This is a genomic window from Cupriavidus sp. 10L43_2 (genome assembly GCF_056395265.1).
On record NZ_JBFTJE010000004.1, the window covers coordinates 183,426 to 206,916 of the forward strand.

The following is a 23,491-nucleotide window of genomic DNA, read 5'->3' on the forward strand; positions in this document are numbered from 1 at the left end:
AAACAGATCGGGCCGCTCTTGCGGCCTGTTTTGTTTTCTAGAGTGCGCTGGATTCGCCCCGGCAGCATTCCGCCATCCGGTTTACCATCGCGGATCTTCCCAAGATTCCGACAGGAGCCCGTGCATGGCCGCAGCAGATTTGTCCGCCTTCCCGATCACCCGCAAGTGGCCGGCGCAGCATCCCGAGCGCCTGCAGTTGTATTCGCTGAACACCCCCAACGGCATCAAGGTTTCGCTGATGCTGGAGGAGCTGGGCCTGCCCTACGAGCCGCATCTGGTGCGTTTCGACAAGGATGACCAGACCACGCCCGAGTTCCTGTCGCTGAACCCGAACAACAAGATCCCGGCGATCCTCGACCCGAATGGGCCGGGCGGCAAGCCGCTGGCGCTGTTCGAGTCGGGGGCGATCCTGATCTACCTGGCCGAGAAGACCGGCAGGTTCATGTCCACGGACCCGGCGGTCCGCTACGAGACGATTCAGTGGGTGATGTTCCAGATGGGCGGCATCGGGCCGATGTTTGGCCAGATCGGCTTCTTCCACAAGTTCGCCGGCAAGGACTACGAGGACAAGCGGCCGCGTGACCGCTACGTCGCGGAGTCGCGCCGGCTGCTGGGCGTGCTCAACGAGCGGCTCAAGGGCCGGCAGTGGATCATGGGCGATGACTACACGATTGCCGACATGACCACCTTCCCGTGGGTGCGCAATCTGGTCGGTTTCTACGAGGCCGGCAGCCTCGTCGGATTCGACGACTTCACCGAAGTGCGCCGTGTGCTGGACGCCTTCCTGGCCCGCCCCGCCGTGCAGCGCGCGGTGAACATCCCCAAGCGTCCCGAGTAAGACCCTTTCCCGGGCGCAGGAATCAGGCAGGAATCAGGCGGCGAAGCCCAGCAAGGTGCTCACCGCCGCCGCTTCCTCGCGCACCGCGCGGCCGGTCGGCCCGTCGATCGATGGGTCGAAGCCGCCCGTGGCACCCAGCGCGGTCAGCACCGCGCACACCCGCCCCGTGTAGTCCCGCACCGGCGCCGCCACGGCGCTGATCCCCTTCAGATTGGTATCGCGCACGGCCGCGCAGCCATCGGCGCGCACCGCCGCGCGTAGCGGGCCGAGCGGGTCCTGGGCGTCAAGCAGCGCGCGCTGCTCCGGCGTGGCCGCCTGCAGTTCCGCCTCCGCCAGCGCCTGCACGCGCTGGTCGTCGAGCAAACCCAGGAACACGCGGCCCGTGGCCGACCACAGCAGCGGCATCACCGATCCCACCCGCACGTTCACGGTCACCGGCAGAGCCGGTTCCTCGAACCGGACGATGGTCGGCCCCTTGTTGCCCATCACCGAGATGAAACAGGTGATCTCCAGCCGCTCGCGCAGCCGGATCAGCGACGCCTCGGCCAGCCGAATTGGGTCGGACTGCCGCATCGCGGCCAGCCCGATCTGGAGCGCCTCCAGCCCCAGGTGGTACTGCTGCGTGCCGCTCTCCTGCGCCACCAGCCCTTCCTCGATCAGGCTCGCCAGGTAGCGATGCACCTTGGCCGGACTTTCGTCGATATGGGCCGCGATGGCCGTCAGGCTGGCACGGCCGCCCAGGCGCGCCAGCCCCTTGAGCACGGCCATGCCGGTCTCGGCGGCCTGCACGCGCTGGCGGCGTTCGCGGGGGCGGGCTTCGGGCTCAGGACTGCCGGGAATGTCGGGTATGGCTGGCATGGCGTTGGGTTAACCCCCATTCAACGATTACGCATTGCGTATATGATTTACGCAAAACAAGGCCACATACTATCCGGCCAAATACCAAGGAGACAAGCACCCATGCCCCGCCATCGCGCTGCCGGCCTCATCGCGGCATCCCTGACCTTTGCGTTTTCCGCTGCCTTCCCTTCGGCCCACGCCGCCGACGCCTATCCGAGCAAGCCGATCCGCTGGATCGTGCCCTACCCGGCTGGCGGCGGCTCGGACTTCCTCGCCCGCACCATCGGGCAGGGGCTCTCCGCCAAGGTCGGCCAGCCCGTGGTGGTGGACAACAAGCCGGGCGGCAACACGGCGATTGGCGCGTCCGAGACGGCGCGGGCGGCAGCCGATGGCTACACGGTGCTCTCGGCCGATAACGGCACGCTGGTCTTCAACCCGGCGCTCTACAAGACGCTGTCGTACAACCCCGCCAAGGACCTCGCGCCGGTGACGCTGCTGGGCCGCTTCCCGATGATCCTGGTGGTTGGGCCGGGCACCACCGCCAAGACCGCGCAGGAGTTCATCGCCCAGGTCAAGGCCGCGCCGGGCGGCGTGAACTACGGGTCCGCCGGGGCCGGCAGCCCGCACCACCTGGCCATGGAACTGCTCAAGGTGGAGGCCCAGCTGACCATGACCCACGCGCCGTATCGCGGTGCGGCGCCCGCGCTGTCCGACGTGGCGGCCGGCCAGATTCCCGCGATGATGGTCGACTACGCCGCCGGCGCCGGCTTCATCAAGGGCGGCAAGGTGCGCCCGCTGGCCGTGGCCAACGCCACGCGCCTGCCGCAACTGCCGGACGTGCCGACCTTCGCCGAACTCGGCTACCGGAACGTGGAAGCCGCCGCGCTGGTCGGCATGGTCGTGCCGGCGGCCACGCCGCCCGAGGTGATCGCCACGCTGAACAAGCAGGTGGTGGCGGCCATCAAGGAGCCGGCCATCCATAAGAAGCTGGTCGATTTCGGCGTGGAGCCGGTCGGCAACACCCCGGCGCAATACAGCGAGCTGCTGCGCAGCGAGATTGCGCGCTGGACCAAGCTGATCCACGACCTGAAGATCACGCTCGATAACTGAGGTTCGCTGTATGCCGTCATCCGCCACGCCCCCGTCGTCCTCGTCCTCGTCCTCGTCCTCCGCCACCGCCGCCCGCCCGGGCGGTTGTCCCATCGACCACACCGCGCTGCGGGCGCCCAACGGCTGCCCGGTGAGCGCCCACGCGGCCACGTTCGATCCGTTCGAGGACGGCTACCAGCAGGACCCGCCCGACTACGTGCGCTGGTCGCGCGAGCAGGAACCGGTGTTCTACAGCCCGAAGCTGGGCTACTGGGTGGTCACGCGCTATGACGACATCAAGGCGATCTTCCGGGACAACCTGACCTTCAGCCCGTCCATCGCCCTGGAGAAGATCACGCCCACGGGCGACGAGGCCAACGCGGTGCTGGCCACCTACGGCTATGCGATGAACCGCACGCTGGTCAACGAGGACGAGCCAGCCCACATGCCGCGCCGCCGCGCGCTGATGGAGCCGTTCACGCCCGCCGAACTGGCCCACCATGAGCCGATGGTGCGGCAACTGACGCGCGAATACGTCGATCGATTCATCGACAGCGGACGCGCTGACCTGGTCGACCAGATGCTCTGGGAAGTGCCCCTGACCGTGGCGCTGCACTTCCTCGGCGTGCCCGAAGAGGACATGGACCGGCTGCGCCAATATTCGATCGCCCATACGGTGAACACCTGGGGCCGCCCCAAGCCCGAGGAGCAGGTGGCCGTGGCGCACGCGGTAGGCAACTTCTGGCAGCTCGCCGGGAAGATCCTCGACAAGATGCGCGAGAACCCGGACGCGCCCGGCTGGATGCAGTACGGCCTGCGCAAGCAGCGCGAGCTGCCCGAGGTGGTCACCGACTCCTACCTCCATTCGATGATGATGGCGGGCATCGTGGCGGCGCACGAGACCACGGCCAATGCGTCCGCCAACGCGATCAAGCTGCTGCTCCAGCACCCGGATGCCTGGCGCGAGATCTGCGCGGACCCGGCGCTGATCCCCAATGCGGTGGAGGAATGCCTGCGCCACAACGGCTCGGTGGCGGCTTGGCGGCGGCTGGTCACGCGGGATGCGCAGGTCGGCGGCATCGCCCTGCCGGCCGGCAGCAAGCTGCTGATCGTCACCTCGTCCGCCAATCACGACGAACGGCATTTCGCCGATGCGGACCTGTTCGACATCCGCCGGGACAATGCCAGCGACCAGCTGACCTTCGGCTACGGCTCGCACCAGTGCATGGGCAAGAACCTCGCGCGCATGGAGATGCAGGTCTTTCTGGAGGAGCTGACGCGCCGGCTGCCCCATCTGCGGCTGGCCGAGCAGTCGTTCAGCTACGTGCCGAACACCTCGTTCCGGGGGCCGGAGCATCTCTGGGTCGAATGGGACCCGGCGCGCAATCCCGAGCGCACCGATCCGTCCGTGCTGGACTGGCGCGACGCCGTGCGGATTGGCGAGCCCTCCGGGCAAGCCATCGCCCGCACTGTGGTGGTAGAGCGGATCGACCCCGTGGCGGACAACGTGGTGCGGCTGCGGCTGGTGGCGCCCGATGGCAAGGTGCTGCCGCGCTGGGCGCCGGGTGCGCACATCGACGTGGAGTGCGGCCATACGGGGATTTCGCGCCAGTATTCGCTGTGCGGCGATCCGGCCGACGCGGGCGCCTTCGAGATCGCCGTGCTGCGTGAGGTCGATAGCCGGGGCGGCTCGGCCTGGGTCCATGACGTGCTGCGCGCGGGAGACCGGCTCCGCATTCGTGGCCCGCGCAATCATTTCCGGCTCGACGAGGGCTGCCGCAAGGCGATCTTCATCGCCGGCGGCATCGGCGTGACGCCGGTCAGCGCGATGGCGCGGCGGGCCCGCGACCTGGGCATCGACTATACGTTCCACTACTGCGGCCGCTCGCGCGCCAGCATGGCCCTGCGCGAGGAACTGGCCGCGCTGCATGGCAACCGGCTGCACGTCCATGCGGGCGACGAAGGCCAGCGCGCCGACTTCGCCGCGCTGCTCGGCACGCCCGACCCGCAGACGCAGATCTACGCCTGCGGCCCGGCGCGCATGATCGCGGCGCTGGAAGACCACTGCGCCGCGTGGCCGGAGGATGCGCTGCGCGTGGAGCACTTCGTCTCGGCACTCGGCACGCTCGATCCGTCGCGGGAACAGCCGTTCACCGTCGAACTCAAGGATTCCGGCCTGACAGTGGAGGTGCCCGCCCACCAGACGCTGCTCACCGCGCTGCGCTGCGCCAACATCGACGTGCAGAGCGATTGCGAGGAAGGCCTGTGCGGCTCCTGCGAGGTGCGCGTGCTGGCGGGCCAGATCGACCATCGCGACGTGGTGCTCACGCGCGGCGAACGCGAGGCGAACAGCCGGATGATGGCCTGCTGCTCGCGCGCGGTGGGCGGCGGGAAGCTGGTGCTGGAGTTGTAGCGCGCCACGTCAAGGCCGGCGCCCCCGCCATCCGTGTGCTACCGCACAGACTCGCCAGCCCCGGCGCCGTCACCTGCCGCGCCCACGCCTAGTATTCAAGGCTCAATCCCGGGCTTGAGGAGACCGTCATGGCGCGCTACCAGATTGCTGCTGCGCTGGCCCTGCTGCTTGCCGGCTGCGCCACGAGCCCGGGTACGCCCGGCAGCACACAGGCGTCGCGCACGGAGAACTGCAAGGCGACCTCCGAGCAGGAAATCTCGGCCCTGTTCGACCGCTGGAACCGCTCCCTGCAGACCGGCGACCCCCGCAAGGTGGTGGCCAACTACGCGGAACGATCGATCCTGCTGGCCACGGTGTCCAACAAGCCGCGCGTGACACCGGCCGAGAAAGAGGACTACTTCACCCACTTCCTGCAGAGCGGGCCGTCCGGCAAGATCGACTTCCGCACCATCGAAATCGGCTGCAACACCGCCGTGGATGCCGGGCTCTACACCTTCACCTTCGCCCGAACCGGCGCCACGGTGAAGGCGCGCTACACCTACACCTACCGCTGGGACGGCACGCAGTGGCTGATCACCAGCCACCATTCGTCGGCCATGCCGGAGAAGACCTAACGCGGCCCGATATTGCGCCGCAGCACGACTACCATCGGTCGCATCCGTCACAACACGCGCGTAGTTGCTATCCTGAAGTGGAGAGCCCACACACAGGAGACGCCCCCATGTGCCGCTGGCTGGCCTATTCCGGCCGTTCCGTCCCGCTCGAGGCTGTGTTGTTCCAGCCCGAGCACTCCCTGATCGACCAGAGCCTGAACTCCCGGCTGGGCCACACCACGACCAATGGCGACGGCTTCGGCGTGGGCTGGTACGGGCGGCATTCGGAGTTGCCGTTCCGCTATCGCGGCCTGCACCCGGCGTGGAGCGACACCAACCTGCGCGAGGCCGCCCGGGCGGTGCGGGCGCCCCTGTTCGTCGCTCATATCCGGGCGGCCACCGGCACGCCCACCCAGGAAACCAACTGTCACCCGTTCCGCTTCGGGCGCTGGCTGTTCGTCCACAACGGGCTGATCCGCGACTTTCCGCTGGTGCGGCGCGACCTGATGATGGCGGTGGCGCCGCATCTGTTCCGCTGGATCGAGGGTTCGACCGACTCCGAGGTGATGTTCTTCCTGGCGCTGACGTTCGGGCTGGAGCGCGACCCGCGCGGCGCGCTGGAGCAGATGGCCGGCCTGATCGAGGAGGTGGGGCATCGCCACGACGTGGAGCACCCGCTGAACATGACCGTTTGCGTCATGGACGGCCAGCAGATCGTGGCCGTGCGCTATTCCAGCGAAAACGCGTCGCGCTCGCTGTTCCACAGCACCTCGTTCCGGCAGCTACGGGCGCTCTATCCGGAAGACCCGCGCATCATCGCCGCTGGCGACGACGCCTTTCTGGTGCTGTCCGAGCCCCTGATCGACGTGCAAGGCGTCTGGGAGGAAATCCCCGAGGCCACGATCCTGGTGGGCAAGGGCGGCGAGATCCAGCACCTGCGGTTCACGCCCCGGCTGCCGGTGCGGGCCTGAGCGGGCCTGGGCGGGCACCCCCGGCCGGGCCCGGATCGTCGTTACCCGTCGCTTACTTCCCGGGCATTTTCATCAGCCGCTTGGCCTCTTCGATGTTCTGCTCGGCGCGCTGGGTCATCACGGCCAGCGCTTCCGCTTGCGATTTCTGGGCCATTTCCGCCAGTTCGCGCATGTTGTTGAACGCCGTCTGCAAGCCTTGCTGGACGAACTCGCCCTGCCGGGCCATGGCCGCGGCAGGATCGCCGCCTGCGGTCAGCTTCTGGGCCGCGGCCTGAATCTCCTGCATGCTCTGGCTCAGGATCTCGGCCTGCTTTTGCACCAGCGCCTGCATGCCTTCGTAGGCAATCTTGTTGGCCTCCGTGATGGCGTCGATATCCTTGCGCCGGGCTTCGATCACCGCCGTCATGTCGACGCCGGGCAGCTTGTACTGTTCGAGCAACTTGGTGAAATCGGTAAACGGATTGGGCGATGTTGCCATGATGCATCTCCTCGTTGAGGTGGGGGAAAGCCGAAAAACCGGGCAGATCGTGCTGGCCGATCGCGGCGCGGTTGCCTAAGTGTAGGTGCTACGGGCGACGGATACGATGCTCGCCGGCCATCCCTCAATGAAAATCCCGGCTCTCCGCCATCAGCTTGCCCAGCAGCGGGCTCAGGTCGACCAGTTCCTGCGCCACCAGGTGCCTGACCTCGCCCTGCCTTTGCCAGGTGCCGATCACGCCCAGCAGCTTGGCGCCGAGCACCTCCTTGCGCTGCCGCTCCACCAGGTCGGGCCAGATGATCACGTTGATCGGCCCGGTTTCGTCCTCGATGGAGGTAAAAATGGTGCCGTTGGCCGTGGAGGGGCGCTGGCGCACCGTGACGATGCCGCACGCGCGCACGCGGCGGCCGTTGCCCAGCCGCGATAGCTGCTGCGCCGTGAGGAACTTGAGCGCCGTCAGGCGGCGGCGCAGCAGGGTCAGCGGGTGGCATTTCAGGGAGAGCCCCAGGCTGGCGTAGTCGGCGGCCACGTCTTCGCCGATCTTCGGCTCGGGCAGCAGCAGCTCGGCTTCGGCCGGGGGTGCCTCGTGCAGCAGGTCGCGGTGCACGGACTGCACCGCCGCGCCGCGCGCCAGCCAACGCGCCTGGCGCCGGTGGCCGGCCAGCGACACCAGCGCGTCGGCCGCCGCCAGGACGTCGATGTCGTGCTTGTCCAGCCCCGCGCGCCGTGCCAGGTCTTCCACGCTCTCGAACGGCCGTTCGGCCCGCGCCGCCTCGATGCGCAGCGCGGCATCCTCGCGCATGCCGCGCACGCGGCCCAGCCCCAGCCGCACGTCGCGGTAGCGCTGGCCGGGGCGGCGGGCCTCCAGCGCGCTCTCCCAGCCGCTGACGGTCACGTCCACGGGCTGCGTCACCACGTCATGCCGGCGCGCGTCCTGCACCAGTTGCGACGGCGAATAGAAGCCCATCGGGTGGCTGTTCAGCAGGCCGCACAGGAAGGCATCGGGATGATGGCACTTGAGCCACGCGCTCACGTAGACCAGCTTCGCGAAGCTCGCCGCGTGGCTCTCCGGGAAGCCGTACTCGCCAAACCCCTCGATCTGCTTGCAGATGGCCAGCGCGAAGGACTCGGGATAGCCGCGCGTGGTCAGCGCGCGCACCAGCGCATCCTGGTGCTTCTTGAGATCGCCGCGCCGCCGCCACGCCGCCATCGAGCGGCGCAGCTGGTCTGCCTGCCCCGGCGTGAAACCGGCCGCGTCGATGGCGAGCTGCATCACCTGCTCCTGGAAGATCGGCACGCCCAGCGTGCGGCCCAGCACGCGGCGGATCACGTCGTTGAAGTAGGTCGGCAGCTTGCCGGTGCGGCGCAGCGCCTCGCGCCGCTTGAGGTAGGGGTGCACCATGCCGCCCTGGATCGGTCCCGGCCTCACGATGGCCACCTCCACCACGAGATCGTAATATTTGCGCGGCTGCAGGCGCGGCAGCATCGACTGCTGCGCGCGCGACTCGATCTGGAACACACCCACGGTATCCGCCTTGCAGATCATGTCGTAGGTGGCGTCGTCGGTCTCGGGCAGGTCTTCCATGCGGCACGGCAGCCCGGCCCGCTCGGGCTCGGGATTCGGGATCATCGCCAGCGCGCGCCGGATGGCGGTGAGCATGCCGAGCGCGAGCACATCCACCTTGAGCAGCCCCAGCGATTCGAGGTCGTCCTTGTCCCACTGGATCACGCTGCGGTCGGCCATGGCCGCGTTCTCGATCGGCACCAGCCGCGACAGCTTGTGCCGCGCGATCACGAAGCCGCCCACGTGCTGCGACAGGTGGCGCGGAAAGCCGCGCAGCTGCTCGGTCAGGCTCGCCCATTGCCGCACGGCCGGGGAGTCGGGGTCCAGGCCGTAGCGCGTAATGCGCTCCAGGAACGCCGTGCCGCCATCCCACCACGCCTGGCCCTTGACCACCTGCTCCACCACGCTCGGGTCGATGCCGAGCGCGCGCCCCACGTCCCGCAGCGCGCTACGGGAGCGATAGGTGATCAGCGACGCCGCCAGCGCGGCCCGATGCCGGCCGTACTTCTCGTAGATGTACTGGATCACCTCCTCGCGCCGCTGGTGCTCGAAATCGACGTCGATATCGGGCGGCTCGTCGCGCTCGCGCGAGAGGAATCGGCCGAACAGCAGGTTGGCCTGCTCCGGGCTCACCTCGGTGATATGCAGGCAGTAGCAGACCAGCGAGTTGGCGGCCGAGCCCCGGCCCTGGCACAGGATGCCGCGCTGGCGCGCGAAGCGCACGATGTCGTGCACGGTCAGGAAGAACGGCTCGTAGTGCTTTTCCTCGATCAGTTCGAGTTCGCCCTCAAGCTGCGCCTCCCACTCGGGCTCCATGCCGTGCGGAAAACGCTCGCGGCTGCCCCGCTCCACCTCCTTGCGCAGGTAGCTGATCGGCGTCTCGCCGTCGGGCACCAGTTCCTCGGGGTATTCGTAGCGCAGCGTGTCCAGCGAGAACCGGCACTGATCGGCAATCTTCAGCGTCTGCGCCAGCGCCTCGCGCGGATAGAGCCGCGACACCACCTGCCGCATGCGCAGGTGCGCCTCGGCATTGGGCGCCAGCGCCATGCCGCAGGCGGGCAGCGGCTGGCCGAGCCGGATGGCGGTCAGCACATCGGCCAGCGGCTTGCGCGAGCGCACGTGCATGGTCACGGCGCCCGCCGCCACCAGCGGCACGCCGGTTTCCGCCGACACGGCCTGGAGCCGGGTGCGATGCAGCGCCTCGGCATGGCCCTGCAGCAGTTCCAGCGCGATCCACACGCGCGCCCCGAACGTCTCCCGGCACCACAGCGCCTGCGCGCGCAGCACATCGGGATCGGCGCAGTAGTCGGGCAGCAGGATGGCGAGGCAATCGGGCATGCCGCGCAGGTGCGCCTGATCCGGCTCGGGGCTGGCGAGGTCGGACGGATACAGCAGATAGCTGCCCTTCTCCGCGCGCGTGCGGCCCAGCGTGATGAACTCGCAGAGATTGCCGAAGCCCTCGCGGTTCTGCGCCAGCAGCAGCAGGCGCGGGGGCGGCATGGGCATGGCATAGGGCTCGGGGGGCTGCCCGGGGGAGGCCGTCAGCGTGAAGCGGCTGCCGAGGATCACGTTGAACGCATCGGCGGCGGCGGCGCGCGCCTCCAGCACGCGGTGGCGGTGCGCGGCGGCATCGGGGTCGTCGTCCGGGTGGTCGCCGATGAGCGGCAAGGCGTCGGGGTCGCCCTCCTCCATGTCGTCCACATCGTCCATCCCCTCCATTCCATCGGGTGTGAAGGCATGGACCAGCTCGGCATCATCGAACTCGCCGTCCGCCTGCCCCGCCGCCAGCCGGCGGGCGCTGCGCGCCACGGCCTCCCACATCTCCTCGCGCAGCACCTTGATGGCGTGATGCGCGCGCGCCGTGCCCGCCACCGAGCACTCGTCGGTCAGCGCCAGCCCGCTGTAGCCGAGCTGGAATGCGCGCGCGATCAGTTCCTGCGGATGCGAGGCGCCGGTGAGGAACGTGAAGTTCGACACACAGTGCAGCTCCGCGTAATCGGGCAGCGAGGGCAGCAGCGAGGAGAGGCCAGGAAGCGACGACAGCATGGGGAAAACGTCAGGAATATTCAGGCGAAATCAGGCGAACAGCCCGTGCAGGAACCAGCGGTATTCGCCGCCCTCTTCCTGCCCGCTGCGGGTGGGATGGCCGGGGCGCTCGCGATAGACCCAGCAGCGCAGCCCGTCCGCCCGTTCGGCGATGAAATAGTCGCGCGTGGCCAGTCCGCCATCCCACCAGCCGGCTTCGATGCGCTCGGGGCGGGTGAGCATGACCAGCGGGCCTTCGTAGACGGGCCGGTGCCGCTGCACGCGCAGCGGCCGGGGCGCCTCCAGCAGCCACAGCGGCCGTTCGGGCGGCAGCGTGCCGGTGGCGGGCGCGCGGGGCGGCGGCTCGTCCACCGGGCCCCACTGGTTGGCGCATTCGGGGCGATGGTCGGCCAGCGGGCGAGGCTGCAGCACGTTGTCGCGGCCGAGGCGGGCCATCAGCGTATCGATCAGCCGGCCCAGTTCGGCCGGCGCCGCGCCGGGCTCCGGGAACAACGAATCGCTCTGCGGCAGGCAGGTCTCCATCGCCTCCACGCGCAGCGCCAGGCCGCCCACGGGCGCGTGGAAGCGCACCTTGTCGAGCTTCTCGCGCAGCAGCTTCGACAGGTGCACCGGGTCACGGCTGGGCTGCGCCAGGCCCAGCGGCACGAGCGTGCTGTCCATGTCCTCGCCCAGCCGGTAGCGCTCGTGCTCCAGCACCAGCACGCAGCGCGTAACGCCGGCCTGCTGCGCCGCCAGCCAGCCGGACAGCGCCAGCAGCAGCCGCTGCGCGCCGGCCAGCACCCCGTCGGCCGCTTCGATGCGCCCCGGCAGCTCCATCCGCTGCGCGAAGGCGGGCGGCGCCTCGAACCATGCAAAGCCGGCCGGCGCCTGATCGTAAGCCTGATCGAGCCGCGCCAGCAGTGCCGTGCCGATGCGGCGCGACAGCCCCGCGCGCGGCAACTGCCTCACCTGCCCCAGCGTGCGGCAGCCCACGCCCTCGAGCCAGCCCGGATCGGCCAGCGTCTGCAGGCACGCCACGGGCAGGGCATCGAGCAGGCGCGTCATGCGGGCAGGCTGGATGGCGCGGCGCGCGGGCCGCACGATCCCGCGCCGCGTCCGGCGCAGCGGCTGCCGGGCGAGCCAGGCCGCGCCCTGCGCCGTGGTGCCGCAGCCCAGTTGCGCGAACGTGCCGAGCTGCCGCACCCGCGCGCGGATGGCACGGCACAGCGCGCGGTGCCCGCCGAACAGGCGCAGGCTGGCGGTGACGTCGAGCATCACGGTGGCCGATTCGGCATCCGGGTCGATCGTCACGGCCGGCGTGAAGTGGAGCAGCGTCAGCGCCACGTCGGTCATCAACGCCTCTTCGGCCGGGAGGCTGCGCTCCAGTTGCACGACCTCCGCCGACAGCGCCTGCACGCCGCCGCGCCGCATGCCGAACGCCACGCCGAGGGCCACGGCCGGGCCGTTGGCCAGCACCACGCGCTCGTGCGCCATCACCGCCCCGGGCAGCGCCTGTTGCAGCGTGCCGGAGGCGGGGACGGACGGCGCACCGGCGGCCTCAGGCCAGCTCGGTTGCAGCGCGTCCAGCGGCAGGCGCGGCAGATGCACCGCGATCCAGAACGTCGGCAGCATGATGAGGGGGCACCACGGAAGGCGCGGTGGAGGTGACAGGAGCGGTGGGAATGACGGGCGTGGCGACGCGTGCGGGCACGTGCGCCATGCCGCCCAGCGACAGTTGCAGCGGCGCGTCCCGCACGGGGCCACGGCGCTTGTGGAAGGCAATCGACAGCATGTTGCCGGGCAACGGCGACAGCGCCAGCCGCAGCACGGCCGGCGACGATTCCTGGAGCACGCGCAGGGGCCGCAGCACCCAGACCACGGTATCGCCGGCCTGCGCCAGCACCTGGAGCCGGCGCAGCGCCTCGGGCCGTGCGATGCCGAGCCACACCAGCACGGCGCCGAACGCCTGGCTGCGCAGCATCTGCTCGGCCGCCCAGAGCATGTCCGTGCGGCGCGAGGCCGGCGGGGTGGCCGCCGGCGGCCGCACCCAGTAGAGCTGGCGCGCAGGCAGGCCGGCCAGCCCCGCCAGCCCAGCGGCATTCGGCAGATAAGGCGGATTGACGAACGCCACCCGCCGCCCCGCCGCGGCCAGCGTGCGCAACGCCGGCATCAGCAGGCGCAGTTCGCCCACGCCATCGTGGGCGAGCAGCAGTTCGGTGACCGCGCCAGCGGGCCAGCCCCCGCCGGGCAGCTCCTGCGCCAGCGCGTCATAGCCGCTCGGGCACACGGGCAGCCGGCCGGCATGGCCCAGTTGCCCGGCGCGCCACAGGCCGGGGTAGCGATGCTCGAGTTCGGCCACCGAGGCCCGGTGATCGGGCACGGGATCGGGAGGCGAAGGCAGTGGAGACGCACCATCCTCCTCGGCAGGCAGGATGTGCGGGGGCGCAGTCATGGTGATGAATTCGGCACACGCGGCGGGCGTGCGCCATCGGAAGATTGACGATTACTGTATGTTTATACAGTATCGACGCTGGCGCAAGAGGGGCATGGCCGAAGTGGAACGCGCGCCGCCTCGTTGGGCGAAAAGTGGCCCAAAAGGCCCCACATCTCCCACTACAGTGGGGCAACTGCCACGAAACGACGTGGCGGATTGCAAACAAATGTCAATCCGGATTGTGCAGCGCGGGGCAGGTGCGGAAAAATGCGCCCCTATGAAACGGAATACACGTCAATGTGTGCATCTTCTGATCGCCGGTTTGCAGCGCGAGGGTCCGCTGCGCCGCGACGCGCTGGCTGACGCCAGCGGCTTGTCCCCGGAGGAGACCACCCGGGCGCTGAAGGCCGCGCGGCAGATGAGCGTGATCGACCATGTGCCCTACGGCCCGGGCACCCTGCCGGCTGCCGTCTACTACCAGCTGACGGGGCGCGAACTGCCGCCCGCGCGCAAGAGCACGCGCATACCGCCCGCGCCCGACAACCGCTTCCAGCCCCTGCTGGACGCCTGGTGGAACAGCGACGAACTGGACCGGGTCTGAGGCGTCCGGCTTCGACGCCCCTCCCCGCGCCCTACTTCTCCCGCCGATACCGCGCCTGCATGATCTGCATCCATTCGCCGTCATCGCCCTGCATGAATGAGGTCAGCGTGCGGTTGTCATCGTCCTGGAAGGCGATCACGTCGCGGAATTTCGAGGTCTTGCCCGGCACCAGCTTGCCTTCCGGCGTGAAGGTCGGGCCATCGGCGCGCAGCGTCAGCGTGCGGCCATCGGCCTCGAGGTCACCCTCGTAGATCCACATATGGGTCATCATCGACCCGATGAAGGTGCCCACGAAATGCTTGCGCGTGGGGTCATAGCCCAGCGTCATCACCGTGACGGCCTGCCCGCAGCCGGGCATCTCGCCCTCGGAGCGGCCCTGCACCCAGAGGTCGCCCACGGCGCCCACCTGTTCGGGAATCTTCCACTTCTGCGGCGGGGTGTCCGGCCCCATCACCGCCTCGCCTTCGGCCATCCATTTGCCCACCAGCTTCTGCAGCCAGCGGTGTTCGTTGGTCGTTTCGGTCTGCATTGCAACGGTCTCCTGTTGATCGGTTTGATTCAGTCGATGATGTCGCTGCCTATTTGTGTACAGCGTACACAATAGCTTAGGAGATGGTCCCGTACGTGTAAAGACGCGCCAATGAAAAAGCCGCCAAGATGACAGCATTGTCATCTTGGCGGCTCGCAAACCCTTGTATTTACTGGGGCAGCCGTACCTTCGGCACGATGAACTGGTTGCCGGGCGCGCGCATGACATCACACTGGGCGTCGCCCTTGCGCGTCTCGCCGGCCTGGTTCACGAACTCGACGTTGCCGACCACGCTGTAGAAGTCCTCCGCCACGCGCCGCGTGGTGCCGCGCACCCAGCGGAAGCGGTCGGGGTTCGGCAGCCTGGCCTTGACGGCCTCCATGCAGGCCACGGGTGCCTCGGGTGCCTCGGGGCGTCCGCCGCGCTGGCCCAGTTCGATATTGACGGGCGCCTCGGTAGCGAAGGCGAAGGTCGAGAGCGTGGCAGCAGCCAGCGCCACCAGCATGCGGCGCCCCTGCCGTGAAACCGGCAACGTCATGGAATCCCTCCGAAAAACGAAAAACGGCCGACACGCGTGGCGTGCCGGCCGGCCGTCATTGTACTGCGACGTCAGGGGTCAACGTCAGGGCCAACGTCATACCGCGCCTACACCGACATGTCGCGCGGCTCCGGCTTGCTGTCGTCGAACCAGCGGTACAGCACCGGCACCATCACCAGCGTCAGCAGCGTGGAGGTGATCAGGCCCCCAATCACCACCACGGCCAGCGGACGCTGCACCTCGGAGCCCGGTCCGGTCGAGAACAGGAACGGCACCAGGCCCAGCATGGCGATCGTCGCGGTCATCATCACCGGGCGGAAACGCTGCGTAGCGCCGCGCACCACCGCGTTGCGCAGCGACATGCCCGACTCGCGCAGCGTGCGGATGTACGACACCAGCACCACCCCGTTCAGCACCGCCATGCCCCACAGCGCGATAAAGCCCACGGACGCCGGCACGGACAGGTACTCGCCCGTCACGAACAGCCCGATGATCCCGCCGATTGACGCGAACGGCAGCACCGTGATGATCAGCGTGGCAAAGCGCAGCGAGTTGAACAGCAGGAACAGCAGGAAGAAAATCGCGGCGATGGTGATCGGCACGATGATCTTCAGGTGGCCCATGGCGCGCTCCATGTTCTGGAACTGGCCGCCCCACTCGAAGTAGTAGCCCTCGGGCAGCTTGACCTTGCTCTCGGCCGCGCTCTGGAGTTCGGCCACGAAGCCGCCCAGGTCGCGGTCCTTCACGTTGATCATCACCACCACGCGGCGCTTGGCCATTTCGCGGCTGATCTGCGCCGGGCCGTCGCTGACCTCGATCTTGGCCACGGACTCCAGCGGCACCTGCACGCCGCCCGGCGCCGGCACCAATAGCTGGCGAATGGCCTGCACGTTGTCACGGAAGTCCTCGGGCAGGCGCACTGCCGCCGCGAAGCGGCGCTCGCCCTCGAAGATGTCCGTGGCGCGCTTGCCGCCGATGGCAATCTCGATGATGTCGTGGATGTCCGACACGTTCAGCCCGTAGCGCGCAATCGCCTGCCGGTCGATCTCGATCGACAGGTATTGCTGGCCCGAGATCCGCTCGATCCGCACGTCCTGCGAGCCCTGGATGCCGCCCGCCACGCGCGCGATCTCGCCGGCCAGCTCGCGCAGCTTGTCGAGGTCGTCGCCGAAGATCTTCACCGCCACGTCGGAACGCACGCCGCTGACCATCTCATCCACGCGGTCCGAGATCGGCTGCGCCATCACGACCTGCACGCCCGGAATGGCCTTGAGCTTCTCGCGGATGGCGTTGGCGATGTCGTCCTGGGTCCAGCCGTCCGGCCACTCGTCGCGCGGCTTCAGGCTGGCGATGGGGGTGGACTCGTTCTGGCCCTGCGGGTCCGCCGGGCTCTCGCCCCGACCCACGCCGGACACCACGGACTTCACGCCCGGCACCTCCAGCACCAGCTTGTTGGCCATCTTCTCGAGCTTGATCGACTCCTCCAGCGAGATGTTCGGCACACGGTCGATGGCGGGCACGATGGAGCCCTCCTTCATCTCGGGGATGAACGAGGTACCCAGCAGCGGCACGATCAGGATCGTCGCGACGAACAGCCCCACCGCCGACAGCACGGTGGTCTTGCTGTTCTGCAGCGCCCAGTGCAGCATACGCAGGTAGTTGCGCTTCATGAACGCGATGAGCTTGGTGTCATGCTCGGCGCCGCCCTTGAGCAGGTAGGCGGACAGCACCGGCGACAGCGTCAGCGACAGGAACAGCGAGATCGCCAGCGCAATCGAGATCGTGAAAGCCAGCGGCGCGAACATCTTGCCTTCCATGCCGGACAGCGTCATCAGCGGCAGGAACACCAGGATGATGATGCCTACCCCCACGATCACCGGCGTGGCCACCTCCTGCACCGCCTTGACGAGGATCTCGGTGCGGGTCAGCCCCGATTTCTCGGCGTGGCCCAGCCGCTCGAACGCGTTCTCCACCACCACCACGGAGCCATCCACCATCAGGCCGATGGCGATGGCCAGCCCCCCGAGCGACATCAGGTTGGCCGACAGCCCCACCTTGTTCATGACGATGAACGTCATCAGTGGCGTGAGCACCAGCGTGGCCAGCACAATCACCGACGAGCGCACGTCCCCAAGGAACAGGAACAGCACGATCACCACCAGCACCACGCCTTCGAGCAGCACCTTGGTCACGGTCCACAGCGCGGCGTCCACCAGTTCGCTGCGGTCGTAGTACGGCACGATCTGCAGCTTGCCGGGCAGCATGCCGCGGTCGTTGATCTCGGCCACGCGGGCCTTCACGCGGCTGACCACTTCCTTGGCGTTGCCGCCGCGCATCATCATCACGATGCCGCCCACGGCCTCGGTCTGGCCGTTCTTGACCAGCGCGCCCTGTCGCACCTCGTGGCCGATGGTCACCTGCGCCACGTCGCGCAGGTAGACCGGCGTGCCGTTGACCTCCTTCAGCACGATGCTGCCGATGTCGTCCACGCCCTTGGCCAGGCCCACGCCGCGAATCAGGTACTGCTCGGCATAGTGCGGCAGCACGCCGCCGCCCGAGTTGGCGTTGTTGCGCGCCAGCGCCTGGTAGACCTGCTGGATGTTGACCCCGTAGTGGCGCATCCGCTCCGGGTTGACCAGTGCCTGGTACTGCCGCACGTAGCCGCCCTGCGAGTTGATTTCCGCCACGCCGGGGATCGAGCGCAGCAGCGGCCGCACCACCCAGTCCTGGGCGATGCGGCGCTCGGCCAGCTCCTCCTGCGTCAGTTCGCGGTTGCCGTCATCGGCGCGGTCCAGCGTGTACTGGTAGACCTCGCCCAGGCCCGTGGAAACGGGGCCGAGCACCGGCGTCACGTCCGCCGGCATGCGCCCGCCCACCTCGATCAGCCGCTCCATCACCAACTGGCGCGCGAAGTAGACGTCGGTCTTCTCCGTGAACACCAGCGTGATCAGCGACAGGCCCGCCTTGTTCAGCGAGCGCATTTCCTCGAGGCCGGGCAGGCCGGTCATCGACATTTCGATGGGCACCGTGACAAAGCGCTCCACCTCCTCTGGCGAGCGCCCGGTGGCTTCGGTGGCGATCTGCACCTGGACGTTGGTCACGTCCGGGAACGCATCGACCGACAGCTTGCTGGCAGCGCGCAGGCCGAAGAAGAACAACACCACGGCAATCACGCACACCACCAGCCGCTGTTTGATAGCGGCTTCAACTAGGGATGTCATCATGGCCGCTTACCCCTGTTCCAGGCGCTTGCGTTCATTGTCCAGATGGAACGCGCCCTCCACGACCACGCGGTCGCCCGGCTTGATGCCGCCCTGCACCACGCGCATGCCGTCGCTCTCGGCGCCGAGCTTGACCTTGGTGATGCGGTACTGGCCCGGGGAGGTCTCCACGTAGACCTGCTCGTCGTTGCCATCGCGCACCACGGCGGACTCCGGCACCACGAGCTGGTCCACCGGCTTGCCTGCAATCAGCATGCTGGCCAGCATGGCGGGCTTCAGGCGCCCTTCCTTGTTCTCGAGTTCCGTGCGCACCAGCACCGTGCGCGACTGCGGGTTCACGGTGCGGCCGACGTAGATCAGCTTGCCCGTGATGCGGCCGGCGCCATTGGCCACCGACGGCACATCGATATCGACACTCTGGCCCTCGGCCACCTGGGCGGCCTGCTGCTCGGGCACCTCGGCGACTACCCAGACGTGCGAGAGGTCGGCCACGGTGTAGAGCGCGTCGGCGGGCTGCACCACCTGGCCCTGGGCCACGTTGCGCTCCACCACGGTGCCCTGGATGCTGGAGTAGACCGGCGAGTACGAGTCGATGCTGCCGCTCTTGGCCAGCGTGGCAATCGACGCCGCGGACATGCCGAGCACGCGCAGCTGGTCGCGGTAGGCGCGCATCTCGGCGGCGGCGATGGCGTATTCGCTCTCGCGGCGTTGCAGTTCGGCGCGGCCGATCACGTCGGCGGCAAACAGCTGGCGCGCGCGCTCGGCATTGCGGGCCTGCAGCGTGCTCTGCGCCTCGGCCTTCAGGAAGGCCATCTGGGCGGCGCCCAGCTCGCTGCTGTGCAGGCGGGCGAGCACCTGGCCGGCCTTGACCTCCTGGCCGAGGATGCCGTACAGGTCGGTCACCCGGCCGGTCACGCTGGCGCCGATGCGGGACACGCGCTGTTCGTCGAAATCGATGCGGCCGGACACGCGCAGCATCTCGCTGAACGGGGACGTGGCGACGGGCGCCACCTTCAGCGTTTTCTGGAGGTTCTCTTCGGGCTTGACGATGCCGGGCGGCAACTTGGGCGCCTCGGCGGTCGGCTCGGGTTTATCGGAGCAGCCGGCCACGGCCATCAGCATGACCGCGGCGGCGATCAGGGAAAGCAGGCCACGTGGACGATAGGGATGATGGGGGCGCATGATCAGTTCGGAGTCGGCGGATTCGGGGAGTCGGACATCGACGGCGCAGCGGGTGCACCGGGCGCACCGGGTGCGACACCGGCAGCGGTGCCGGGGGCGGTCGACATAAGCTTTTCAATCTGGATGGCGGCAACCTGGAGTTCGTACTGCGCGGAAATCAGTTCGCTGCGGGCGTTGCGCAGCACGCGCTGCGCGTCCAGGTAGTCGAGAATGCCCCGCTCGCCGAAGCGGTAGGCGGCCTCGGCCACGCCCAGCGCGGACTCGGCCTCGCGCACGATGCCGGACTCCAGCGCCGTGACCTGCGCCTGGGTGATCTCGTACTGGCGGTAGGCGGTTTCCAGCTCCTGGTTCAGCTCGAACTCGCGCGCCTCCAGCGCGGTGCGGGCCTGGGTGGCCTGCGCCGCCGCCTCGCCCACCGGGCCGCTGCGGCGGTCCCACAGCGGAATCGTCATGACCAGGCCGATCTGCGACACGTTGTTGTCGGGCTGGCGATCCGTGCTGGCACGCACGGCCACTTCCGGCCAGCGCAGCGAGCGCTGGTAGTCCACACCCAGCCGGGCGCGCTCCAGCTCCATGCGGCGCTGGGCCAGTTCCGCGTTGCCGGCCTGCATGGTGTCGCGCAGCACGGGCAGGTTCGGCACATCCGGCGCGCTGCCCAGGGTGCCGGTCAGGCGGAAGTTCGACGGCAGCGCCCCGCCCACCTGCTGGCGCAGCGCGGTCTTGGCCTGCTCGACGCGCAGCTCGGTGGTCTGGAGCGTCTTCTGGGCGGCCAGCAGTTCGGTCTCGGCCTTGATCAGCTCGTAGCGCGGCGCTTCGCCCACGTCCACACGCACCTTGGCGCGGGAATGGATCTGGCGCATCAGGGACAGGTCTTCCTGCGCGGCGGCCAGCTCGGTCTCGCGGCGCAGCACCTGGTAGTACGAGGTCTTCACGCGCGCGGAGAGGTCGCTGCGGAACCCCTGGCGCACGGCCTGCGAGGCTTCGAACCCGCGTCCGGCCATCTCCTGGCGCAGGCTGCGCTGCTGCGGATAGTCGAACTTCTGGACGAAGGCGTAGGACGGCGCGTTGCCGCTGGCGACACCGGCCTCCTTGCCGTGAAGTCGACCGTACATCACTTCGACCTGAGGATTCGGATAGGCCCGCGCGGTGCTGATGGCCGCGGACGCGGCATCGACATTGGCCTGCGCGGCCTCCACGCCCTTGTTGGTGGACTGGGCCAGCGAGAGCAGGTAAGGCAGGTCGAAGCTGTCGGCAGCGGCCATCGTGGCCGGTGAGGCGGCGCGCGGCAGCGTCACGGGGCCGGACGGCGCGGCAGGCTTGGTGGTGGCGGACTGCGCCACCTTGGGCGCGGCGGCGGAGCCACCGGGCACAGGCTGCGCGGCCATTGCCGGCGCCGCTACCAGCGATAGCGACGCGACCCAGGTCAGCGTTTTATTGATAGTCATGTCGGAATCAATCGAGCGATACAACTGCCCGACGCCGCCACGATGGCCAGGCGCGTCCTCGGCTGCGGCGGGCGCGAGAGGACCTGCATGGCATCACGCCGTGACGGCTCGGATCACGGACGCTTGGGGGCGCTCAGGGGCAATGGACGGGACGACGGACGGCTGGTTAAGAGTAGTCGCTCAATGCCATGAAGACAGAGGCGACCGTGTCAGAGACAGCGCGCGGGGTGGCCCGGGAGATCAGGCGAGGAGATTGGGCGGCCGGAACAGGCCGTCCGGTTGGGATGCGGAGCGTCCCGGCAGGATGGGCGCCACGTCGTCGATCGACTGGGCCAGTTTCATGTCGGGGAGATCGAACAGCGCGCTGGATTCCTCGATTTCATCGAGCAGGTCCAGCGGGTCGAGCAGATCGGCCGACCAGATATTGCAGTAGCCGGGCGGCGGCGCGTTGTCGAACAGCGCCTCGGCCTCCAGCGCGGCATCGCCGGGCAGGACGATCTGGGCGAGGTCGTCACCGGTTGCCAGCATCGCGTCATAGTCCGGCATGGCCGCCTCCACCTTCGGCGTGCCCGCGAGCGCACCCGCCGCTGCCGTAAAGGACAGCGCGGACAAGCACAGGGCAGTCAGCACGAAGAGGATGAAACGTCTCAAAACGGGGGCGCGATGGGCGTTGGGGCGATTGGGGGCACTCACCGGGACGGCGCTGGGGTTCTTGCAGAACACGCACCAGTACCGGCGTTGCTGCGGTACAGCATTGTAACCGAACGCAACAATTGACTGGTCAGACGGGGTAGTAGTTCCCCTAAGACCGTCGCCCCGATGCCCGCGGTCATCCCCCGCAGCGGTGCTACGATCGCCGCTTTGGAACCCGCAGCGCGCCGGCGCACGCACGCGCCGCCATCGTCATATGCATCGAATTTTCCGTAGATCGCTGATCCGGCTGACCATTTTCCTGAGCTTCGCCACCGGCACCCTCGCCGCCCACGCCGAAGGCATCGACCTCGACTGCGACCCCGCCCTGGCCGCCACCGCCCTCCCCGCCCACCGCCTGATCTGCGACCACGCGCTGCTATCCATGGGCTACCGCCGGATCTTCGCGGACCAGCAGCGGTTGCTGCGGGAGCAGAAGATTACGGACGCGGATGTGGCGGCGTTCCGCAAGCAGCGGGATGCGTGTACGTCTTTGGAGTGTCTGGATGTGGTGTTTTCGGGGTGGAAGGTGAAGGCAGGGGCGGTCAAGGGGAGAAAGCCCTGAGCTGGCGGCGCCTGGCGGGTCGATCTCCTCCCGCGTGTCGCGGCCAGCGCCGGCTCAACTCGCAATGAGATTCAGAAACCGTTGCACGCCAGGATTGTCGTTGCCGCGGAAGAACTGCTGCGGAGGCGCATCTTCCACTACCACGCCACCTTCCATGAATACGACGCGGTCAGCCACGTCCTGAGCGAAACGCACCTCGTGTGTCACCACCAGCATCGTCATGCCTTCCCGCGCCAGTTCGCGCATGACTACGAGCACATCCTCGCGGAGCACGGGGTCGAGTGCGGACGTTGGCTCATCGAACAGGATCACATCGGGATCCATGGCCAGGCCGCGTGCAATGGCCACGCGCTGCTTCTGGCCACCGGACAGGCGTGACGGATACTCATTGGCCTTGGCACTCAACCCTACACGCTCCAGCAGCGCCATTCCCCGTGTCATGGCCACCTTGCGGTCGACCTTCTTGACACTCACCGGGCCTTCGATCACGTTCTCGATAACCGTGCGATGCGGGAAGAGGTTGAACGACTGAAACACCATCGCGGATCGCTGGCGGATCGCGGCGATCCGCTTCCTGTTCTCGCGCGAGAGCTGCCGATTCGGAAAGCACTCGACTTCCGTGCCGCAGACCCGTATGGATCCGGCGTCGGGCTGCTCGAGAAAGTTCAGCGAGCGCAACAGCGTGGTCTTGCCAGACCCGGAGGGTCCCATGATCACGACGACCTCGCCCTTGGCGACGCTGAAGTCGACGCCAAGGAGTACCGGCGTTCCACCGAATGATTTGGTCAGGCCACGTACGCAGATTGTTGCTTCCGTATTGTTCATAGATAACGCTTCGACGCCCTGCTTTCCAGCACTGTCTGCAGGATCGTCAGGATCTGGTTCACTACCCAATAGATAAGCCCGACCATCAGGAACATTTCCATGTACCGGAAGGTGGTCGCGCCGACCTGCTCGGCGACCCGGGTCAACTCCACCACCGTGATCGTCGACGCCAGCGAGGTATCCTTGATCAGGGCGATCATGCGGCTGCCCACGGGCGGAATGGCAATGCGAAGACCCTGCGGCAGGATCACGCGCGACATGGCCTTCCAGTACCCCATGCCGAGCGACATCGCGGCTTCCCATTGGCCCTTGTCCACCGCGCCGATACCCGCCCGGAAGTTCTCGCTCAGATAGGCCGCGGCAAACAGCGTGAGTGCAAGCAGTGCAGCGGGAATCGGGTCGAGCGTCACACCGTAGTGCGGCAATCCGAAATAGAGCAGCAGGATCTGTACGAGCAGCGGCGTGCCCCGGAAAACCGACACGTAAGCGAAGGCCAACGCCCGCAGCGCAACGAAGCGGGAGAGCCGGGCGAGGGCCAGCAGCAGGCCGAGGATCGACCCGAGCGTGAACGCGCCGAGCCCCAGGAACAGCGTCATCAGGACGGCGTCCTTGAGCAGTGGCAGCGAACGGAGGAATAGCTCGCCCATCAC

Annotated in this window: 20 protein-coding genes; 7 read left to right on the plus strand and 13 right to left on the minus strand. The window is 68.3% G+C overall.

Annotation, left to right across the window (positions count from 1 at the left end):
* The first annotated feature begins 124 nt into the window (after positions 1-124).
* Positions 125-838 carry a glutathione S-transferase N-terminal domain-containing protein gene (locus AC1DEL_RS07600; protein ID WP_477125672.1) on the plus strand — a complete coding sequence of 238 codons (714 nt, stop codon included), beginning with the start codon at positions 125-127 and terminating at the stop codon, positions 836-838.
* A gap of 33 nt (positions 839-871) precedes the next feature.
* Here AC1DEL_RS07600 and AC1DEL_RS07605 read toward each other — a convergent pair whose 3' ends face one another.
* A complete protein-coding gene (locus tag AC1DEL_RS07605) occupies positions 872-1,696 on the minus strand; it encodes an IclR family transcriptional regulator (RefSeq protein ID WP_441592782.1) in 825 nt (274 codons plus the stop codon).
* A 102-nt stretch (positions 1,697-1,798) separates the two neighbouring features.
* Between AC1DEL_RS07605 and AC1DEL_RS07610 the strand changes: the two genes are divergently transcribed.
* The 4 genes from AC1DEL_RS07610 (at position 1,799) to AC1DEL_RS07625 (ending at position 6,744) form a co-directional block, all read left to right on the plus strand.
* Positions 1,799-2,788, plus strand: a complete 990-nt coding sequence (locus tag AC1DEL_RS07610; RefSeq protein ID WP_092294743.1) for a Bug family tripartite tricarboxylate transporter substrate binding protein — start codon at positions 1,799-1,801, stop codon at positions 2,786-2,788.
* A gap of 10 nt (positions 2,789-2,798) precedes the next feature.
* The gene (locus AC1DEL_RS07615) at positions 2,799-5,180 is read left to right on the plus strand and encodes a cytochrome P450 (protein WP_477125673.1); all 2,382 of its coding nucleotides are present in this window, start codon (positions 2,799-2,801) and stop codon (positions 5,178-5,180) included.
* Positions 5,181-5,308: 128 nt separating this feature from the next.
* Complete coding sequence (locus tag AC1DEL_RS07620) at positions 5,309-5,794, plus strand: DUF4440 domain-containing protein (RefSeq protein WP_092294740.1); 486 nt, start codon at positions 5,309-5,311, stop codon at positions 5,792-5,794.
* A gap of 107 nt (positions 5,795-5,901) precedes the next feature.
* Positions 5,902-6,744: a class II glutamine amidotransferase gene (locus AC1DEL_RS07625; RefSeq protein ID WP_092294738.1), complete on the plus strand. Its 843-nt coding sequence runs from the start codon at positions 5,902-5,904 to the stop codon at positions 6,742-6,744.
* A gap of 52 nt (positions 6,745-6,796) precedes the next feature.
* On the opposite strand, the gene AC1DEL_RS07630 is transcribed toward AC1DEL_RS07625, so the two are convergent.
* From AC1DEL_RS07630 to imuA, 4 genes are all read right to left on the minus strand, one after another.
* Complete coding sequence (locus AC1DEL_RS07630; RefSeq protein ID WP_092294736.1) at positions 6,797-7,222, minus strand: phasin family protein; 426 nt, start codon at positions 7,220-7,222, stop codon at positions 6,797-6,799.
* Between the two features lie 124 nt (positions 7,223-7,346).
* A complete protein-coding gene (locus tag AC1DEL_RS07635; protein WP_477125674.1) occupies positions 7,347-10,832 on the minus strand; it encodes an error-prone DNA polymerase in 3,486 nt (1,161 codons plus the stop codon).
* 30 nt (positions 10,833-10,862) lie between these two features.
* Positions 10,863-12,443 carry a Y-family DNA polymerase gene (locus AC1DEL_RS07640; protein WP_477125675.1) on the minus strand — a complete coding sequence of 527 codons (1,581 nt, stop codon included), beginning with the start codon at positions 12,441-12,443 and terminating at the stop codon, positions 10,863-10,865.
* Entirely contained in the window at positions 12,370-13,263 is an 894-nt protein-coding gene (imuA, locus tag AC1DEL_RS07645; RefSeq protein ID WP_477125676.1) for a translesion DNA synthesis-associated protein ImuA, read from the minus strand. Before imuA ends, AC1DEL_RS07640 begins: the two co-directional genes overlap by 74 nt.
* 283 nt (positions 13,264-13,546) lie before the next feature.
* Between imuA and AC1DEL_RS07650 the strand changes: the two genes are divergently transcribed.
* The gene (locus AC1DEL_RS07650) at positions 13,547-13,846 is read left to right on the plus strand and encodes a hypothetical protein (protein WP_255370816.1); all 300 of its coding nucleotides are present in this window, start codon (positions 13,547-13,549) and stop codon (positions 13,844-13,846) included.
* Positions 13,847-13,877: 31 nt separating this feature from the next.
* On the opposite strand, the gene AC1DEL_RS07655 is transcribed toward AC1DEL_RS07650, so the two are convergent.
* From AC1DEL_RS07655 to AC1DEL_RS07680, 6 genes are all read right to left on the minus strand, one after another.
* Positions 13,878-14,375 carry a DUF1579 domain-containing protein gene (locus tag AC1DEL_RS07655; protein WP_092294728.1) on the minus strand — a complete coding sequence of 166 codons (498 nt, stop codon included), beginning with the start codon at positions 14,373-14,375 and terminating at the stop codon, positions 13,878-13,880.
* Between the two features lie 169 nt (positions 14,376-14,544).
* Positions 14,545-14,913, minus strand: a complete 369-nt coding sequence (locus tag AC1DEL_RS07660; RefSeq protein ID WP_143093892.1) for a DUF2880 domain-containing protein — start codon at positions 14,911-14,913, stop codon at positions 14,545-14,547.
* Between the two features lie 107 nt (positions 14,914-15,020).
* On the minus strand, positions 15,021-18,137 hold the full coding sequence (locus AC1DEL_RS07665; RefSeq protein WP_092294724.1) for an efflux RND transporter permease subunit: 3,117 nt from the start codon (positions 18,135-18,137) through the stop codon (positions 15,021-15,023).
* Positions 18,138-18,143: 6 nt separating this feature from the next.
* The gene (locus AC1DEL_RS07670) at positions 18,144-19,316 is read right to left on the minus strand and encodes an efflux RND transporter periplasmic adaptor subunit (protein ID WP_092294722.1); all 1,173 of its coding nucleotides are present in this window, start codon (positions 19,314-19,316) and stop codon (positions 18,144-18,146) included.
* Positions 19,317-19,318: 2 nt separating this feature from the next.
* A complete protein-coding gene (locus AC1DEL_RS07675) occupies positions 19,319-20,761 on the minus strand; it encodes a TolC family protein (RefSeq protein WP_477125677.1) in 1,443 nt (480 codons plus the stop codon).
* 240 nt (positions 20,762-21,001) lie between these two features.
* Positions 21,002-21,412: an auxiliary protein of the heavy metal cation-transporting efflux system HmyCBA gene (locus AC1DEL_RS07680; RefSeq protein ID WP_092294720.1), complete on the minus strand. Its 411-nt coding sequence runs from the start codon at positions 21,410-21,412 to the stop codon at positions 21,002-21,004.
* A 256-nt stretch (positions 21,413-21,668) separates the two neighbouring features.
* On the opposite strand from AC1DEL_RS07680, the gene AC1DEL_RS07685 reads away from it, so the two are divergent.
* Positions 21,669-22,016, plus strand: coding sequence for a hypothetical protein (locus tag AC1DEL_RS07685; protein WP_477107212.1), 348 nt, complete (start codon positions 21,669-21,671; stop codon positions 22,014-22,016).
* A gap of 54 nt (positions 22,017-22,070) precedes the next feature.
* Here the strand turns inward: AC1DEL_RS07685 and AC1DEL_RS07690 are convergent, their stop codons facing one another.
* Together AC1DEL_RS07690 and AC1DEL_RS07695 are read right to left on the minus strand one after the other, a co-directional pair.
* On the minus strand, positions 22,071-22,841 hold the full coding sequence (locus AC1DEL_RS07690; RefSeq protein ID WP_477125678.1) for an amino acid ABC transporter ATP-binding protein: 771 nt from the start codon (positions 22,839-22,841) through the stop codon (positions 22,071-22,073).
* Entirely contained in the window at positions 22,838-23,488 is a 651-nt protein-coding gene (locus AC1DEL_RS07695; RefSeq protein ID WP_092294716.1) for an amino acid ABC transporter permease, read from the minus strand. The genes AC1DEL_RS07690 and AC1DEL_RS07695 overlap by 4 nt, the downstream gene beginning before the upstream one ends.
* Positions 23,489-23,491: the final 3 nt, after the last annotated feature.

Bases quoted from the DNA above. Each gene is read 5' to 3' on its own strand.
- AC1DEL_RS07600 (WP_477125672.1), top strand. From the start codon at position 125: ATGGCCGCAGCAGATTTGTCCGCCTTCCCGATCACCCGCAAGTGGCCG.
- AC1DEL_RS07605 (WP_441592782.1), bottom strand. From the start codon at position 1,696: ATGCCAGCCATACCCGACATTCCCGGCAGTCCTGAGCCCGAAGCCCGC.
- AC1DEL_RS07610 (WP_092294743.1), top strand. From the start codon at position 1,799: ATGCCCCGCCATCGCGCTGCCGGCCTCATCGCGGCATCCCTGACCTTT.
- AC1DEL_RS07615 (WP_477125673.1), top strand. From the start codon at position 2,799: ATGCCGTCATCCGCCACGCCCCCGTCGTCCTCGTCCTCGTCCTCGTCC.
- AC1DEL_RS07620 (WP_092294740.1), top strand. From the start codon at position 5,309: ATGGCGCGCTACCAGATTGCTGCTGCGCTGGCCCTGCTGCTTGCCGGC.
- AC1DEL_RS07625 (WP_092294738.1), top strand. From the start codon at position 5,902: ATGTGCCGCTGGCTGGCCTATTCCGGCCGTTCCGTCCCGCTCGAGGCT.
- AC1DEL_RS07630 (WP_092294736.1), bottom strand. From the start codon at position 7,222: ATGGCAACATCGCCCAATCCGTTTACCGATTTCACCAAGTTGCTCGAA.
- AC1DEL_RS07635 (WP_477125674.1), bottom strand. From the start codon at position 10,832: ATGCTGTCGTCGCTTCCTGGCCTCTCCTCGCTGCTGCCCTCGCTGCCC.
- AC1DEL_RS07640 (WP_477125675.1), bottom strand. From the start codon at position 12,443: ATGCTGCCGACGTTCTGGATCGCGGTGCATCTGCCGCGCCTGCCGCTG.
- imuA (WP_477125676.1), bottom strand. From the start codon at position 13,263: ATGACTGCGCCCCCGCACATCCTGCCTGCCGAGGAGGATGGTGCGTCT.
- AC1DEL_RS07655 (WP_092294728.1), bottom strand. From the start codon at position 14,375: ATGCAGACCGAAACGACCAACGAACACCGCTGGCTGCAGAAGCTGGTG.
- AC1DEL_RS07660 (WP_143093892.1), bottom strand. From the start codon at position 14,913: ATGACGTTGCCGGTTTCACGGCAGGGGCGCCGCATGCTGGTGGCGCTG.
- AC1DEL_RS07665 (WP_092294724.1), bottom strand. From the start codon at position 18,137: ATGATGACATCCCTAGTTGAAGCCGCTATCAAACAGCGGCTGGTGGTG.
- AC1DEL_RS07670 (WP_092294722.1), bottom strand. From the start codon at position 19,316: ATGCGCCCCCATCATCCCTATCGTCCACGTGGCCTGCTTTCCCTGATC.
- AC1DEL_RS07675 (WP_477125677.1), bottom strand. From the start codon at position 20,761: ATGACTATCAATAAAACGCTGACCTGGGTCGCGTCGCTATCGCTGGTA.
- AC1DEL_RS07685 (WP_477107212.1), top strand. From the start codon at position 21,669: ATGCATCGAATTTTCCGTAGATCGCTGATCCGGCTGACCATTTTCCTG.
- AC1DEL_RS07690 (WP_477125678.1), bottom strand. From the start codon at position 22,841: ATGAACAATACGGAAGCAACAATCTGCGTACGTGGCCTGACCAAATCA.
- AC1DEL_RS07695 (WP_092294716.1), bottom strand. From the start codon at position 23,488: ATGGGCGAGCTATTCCTCCGTTCGCTGCCACTGCTCAAGGACGCCGTC.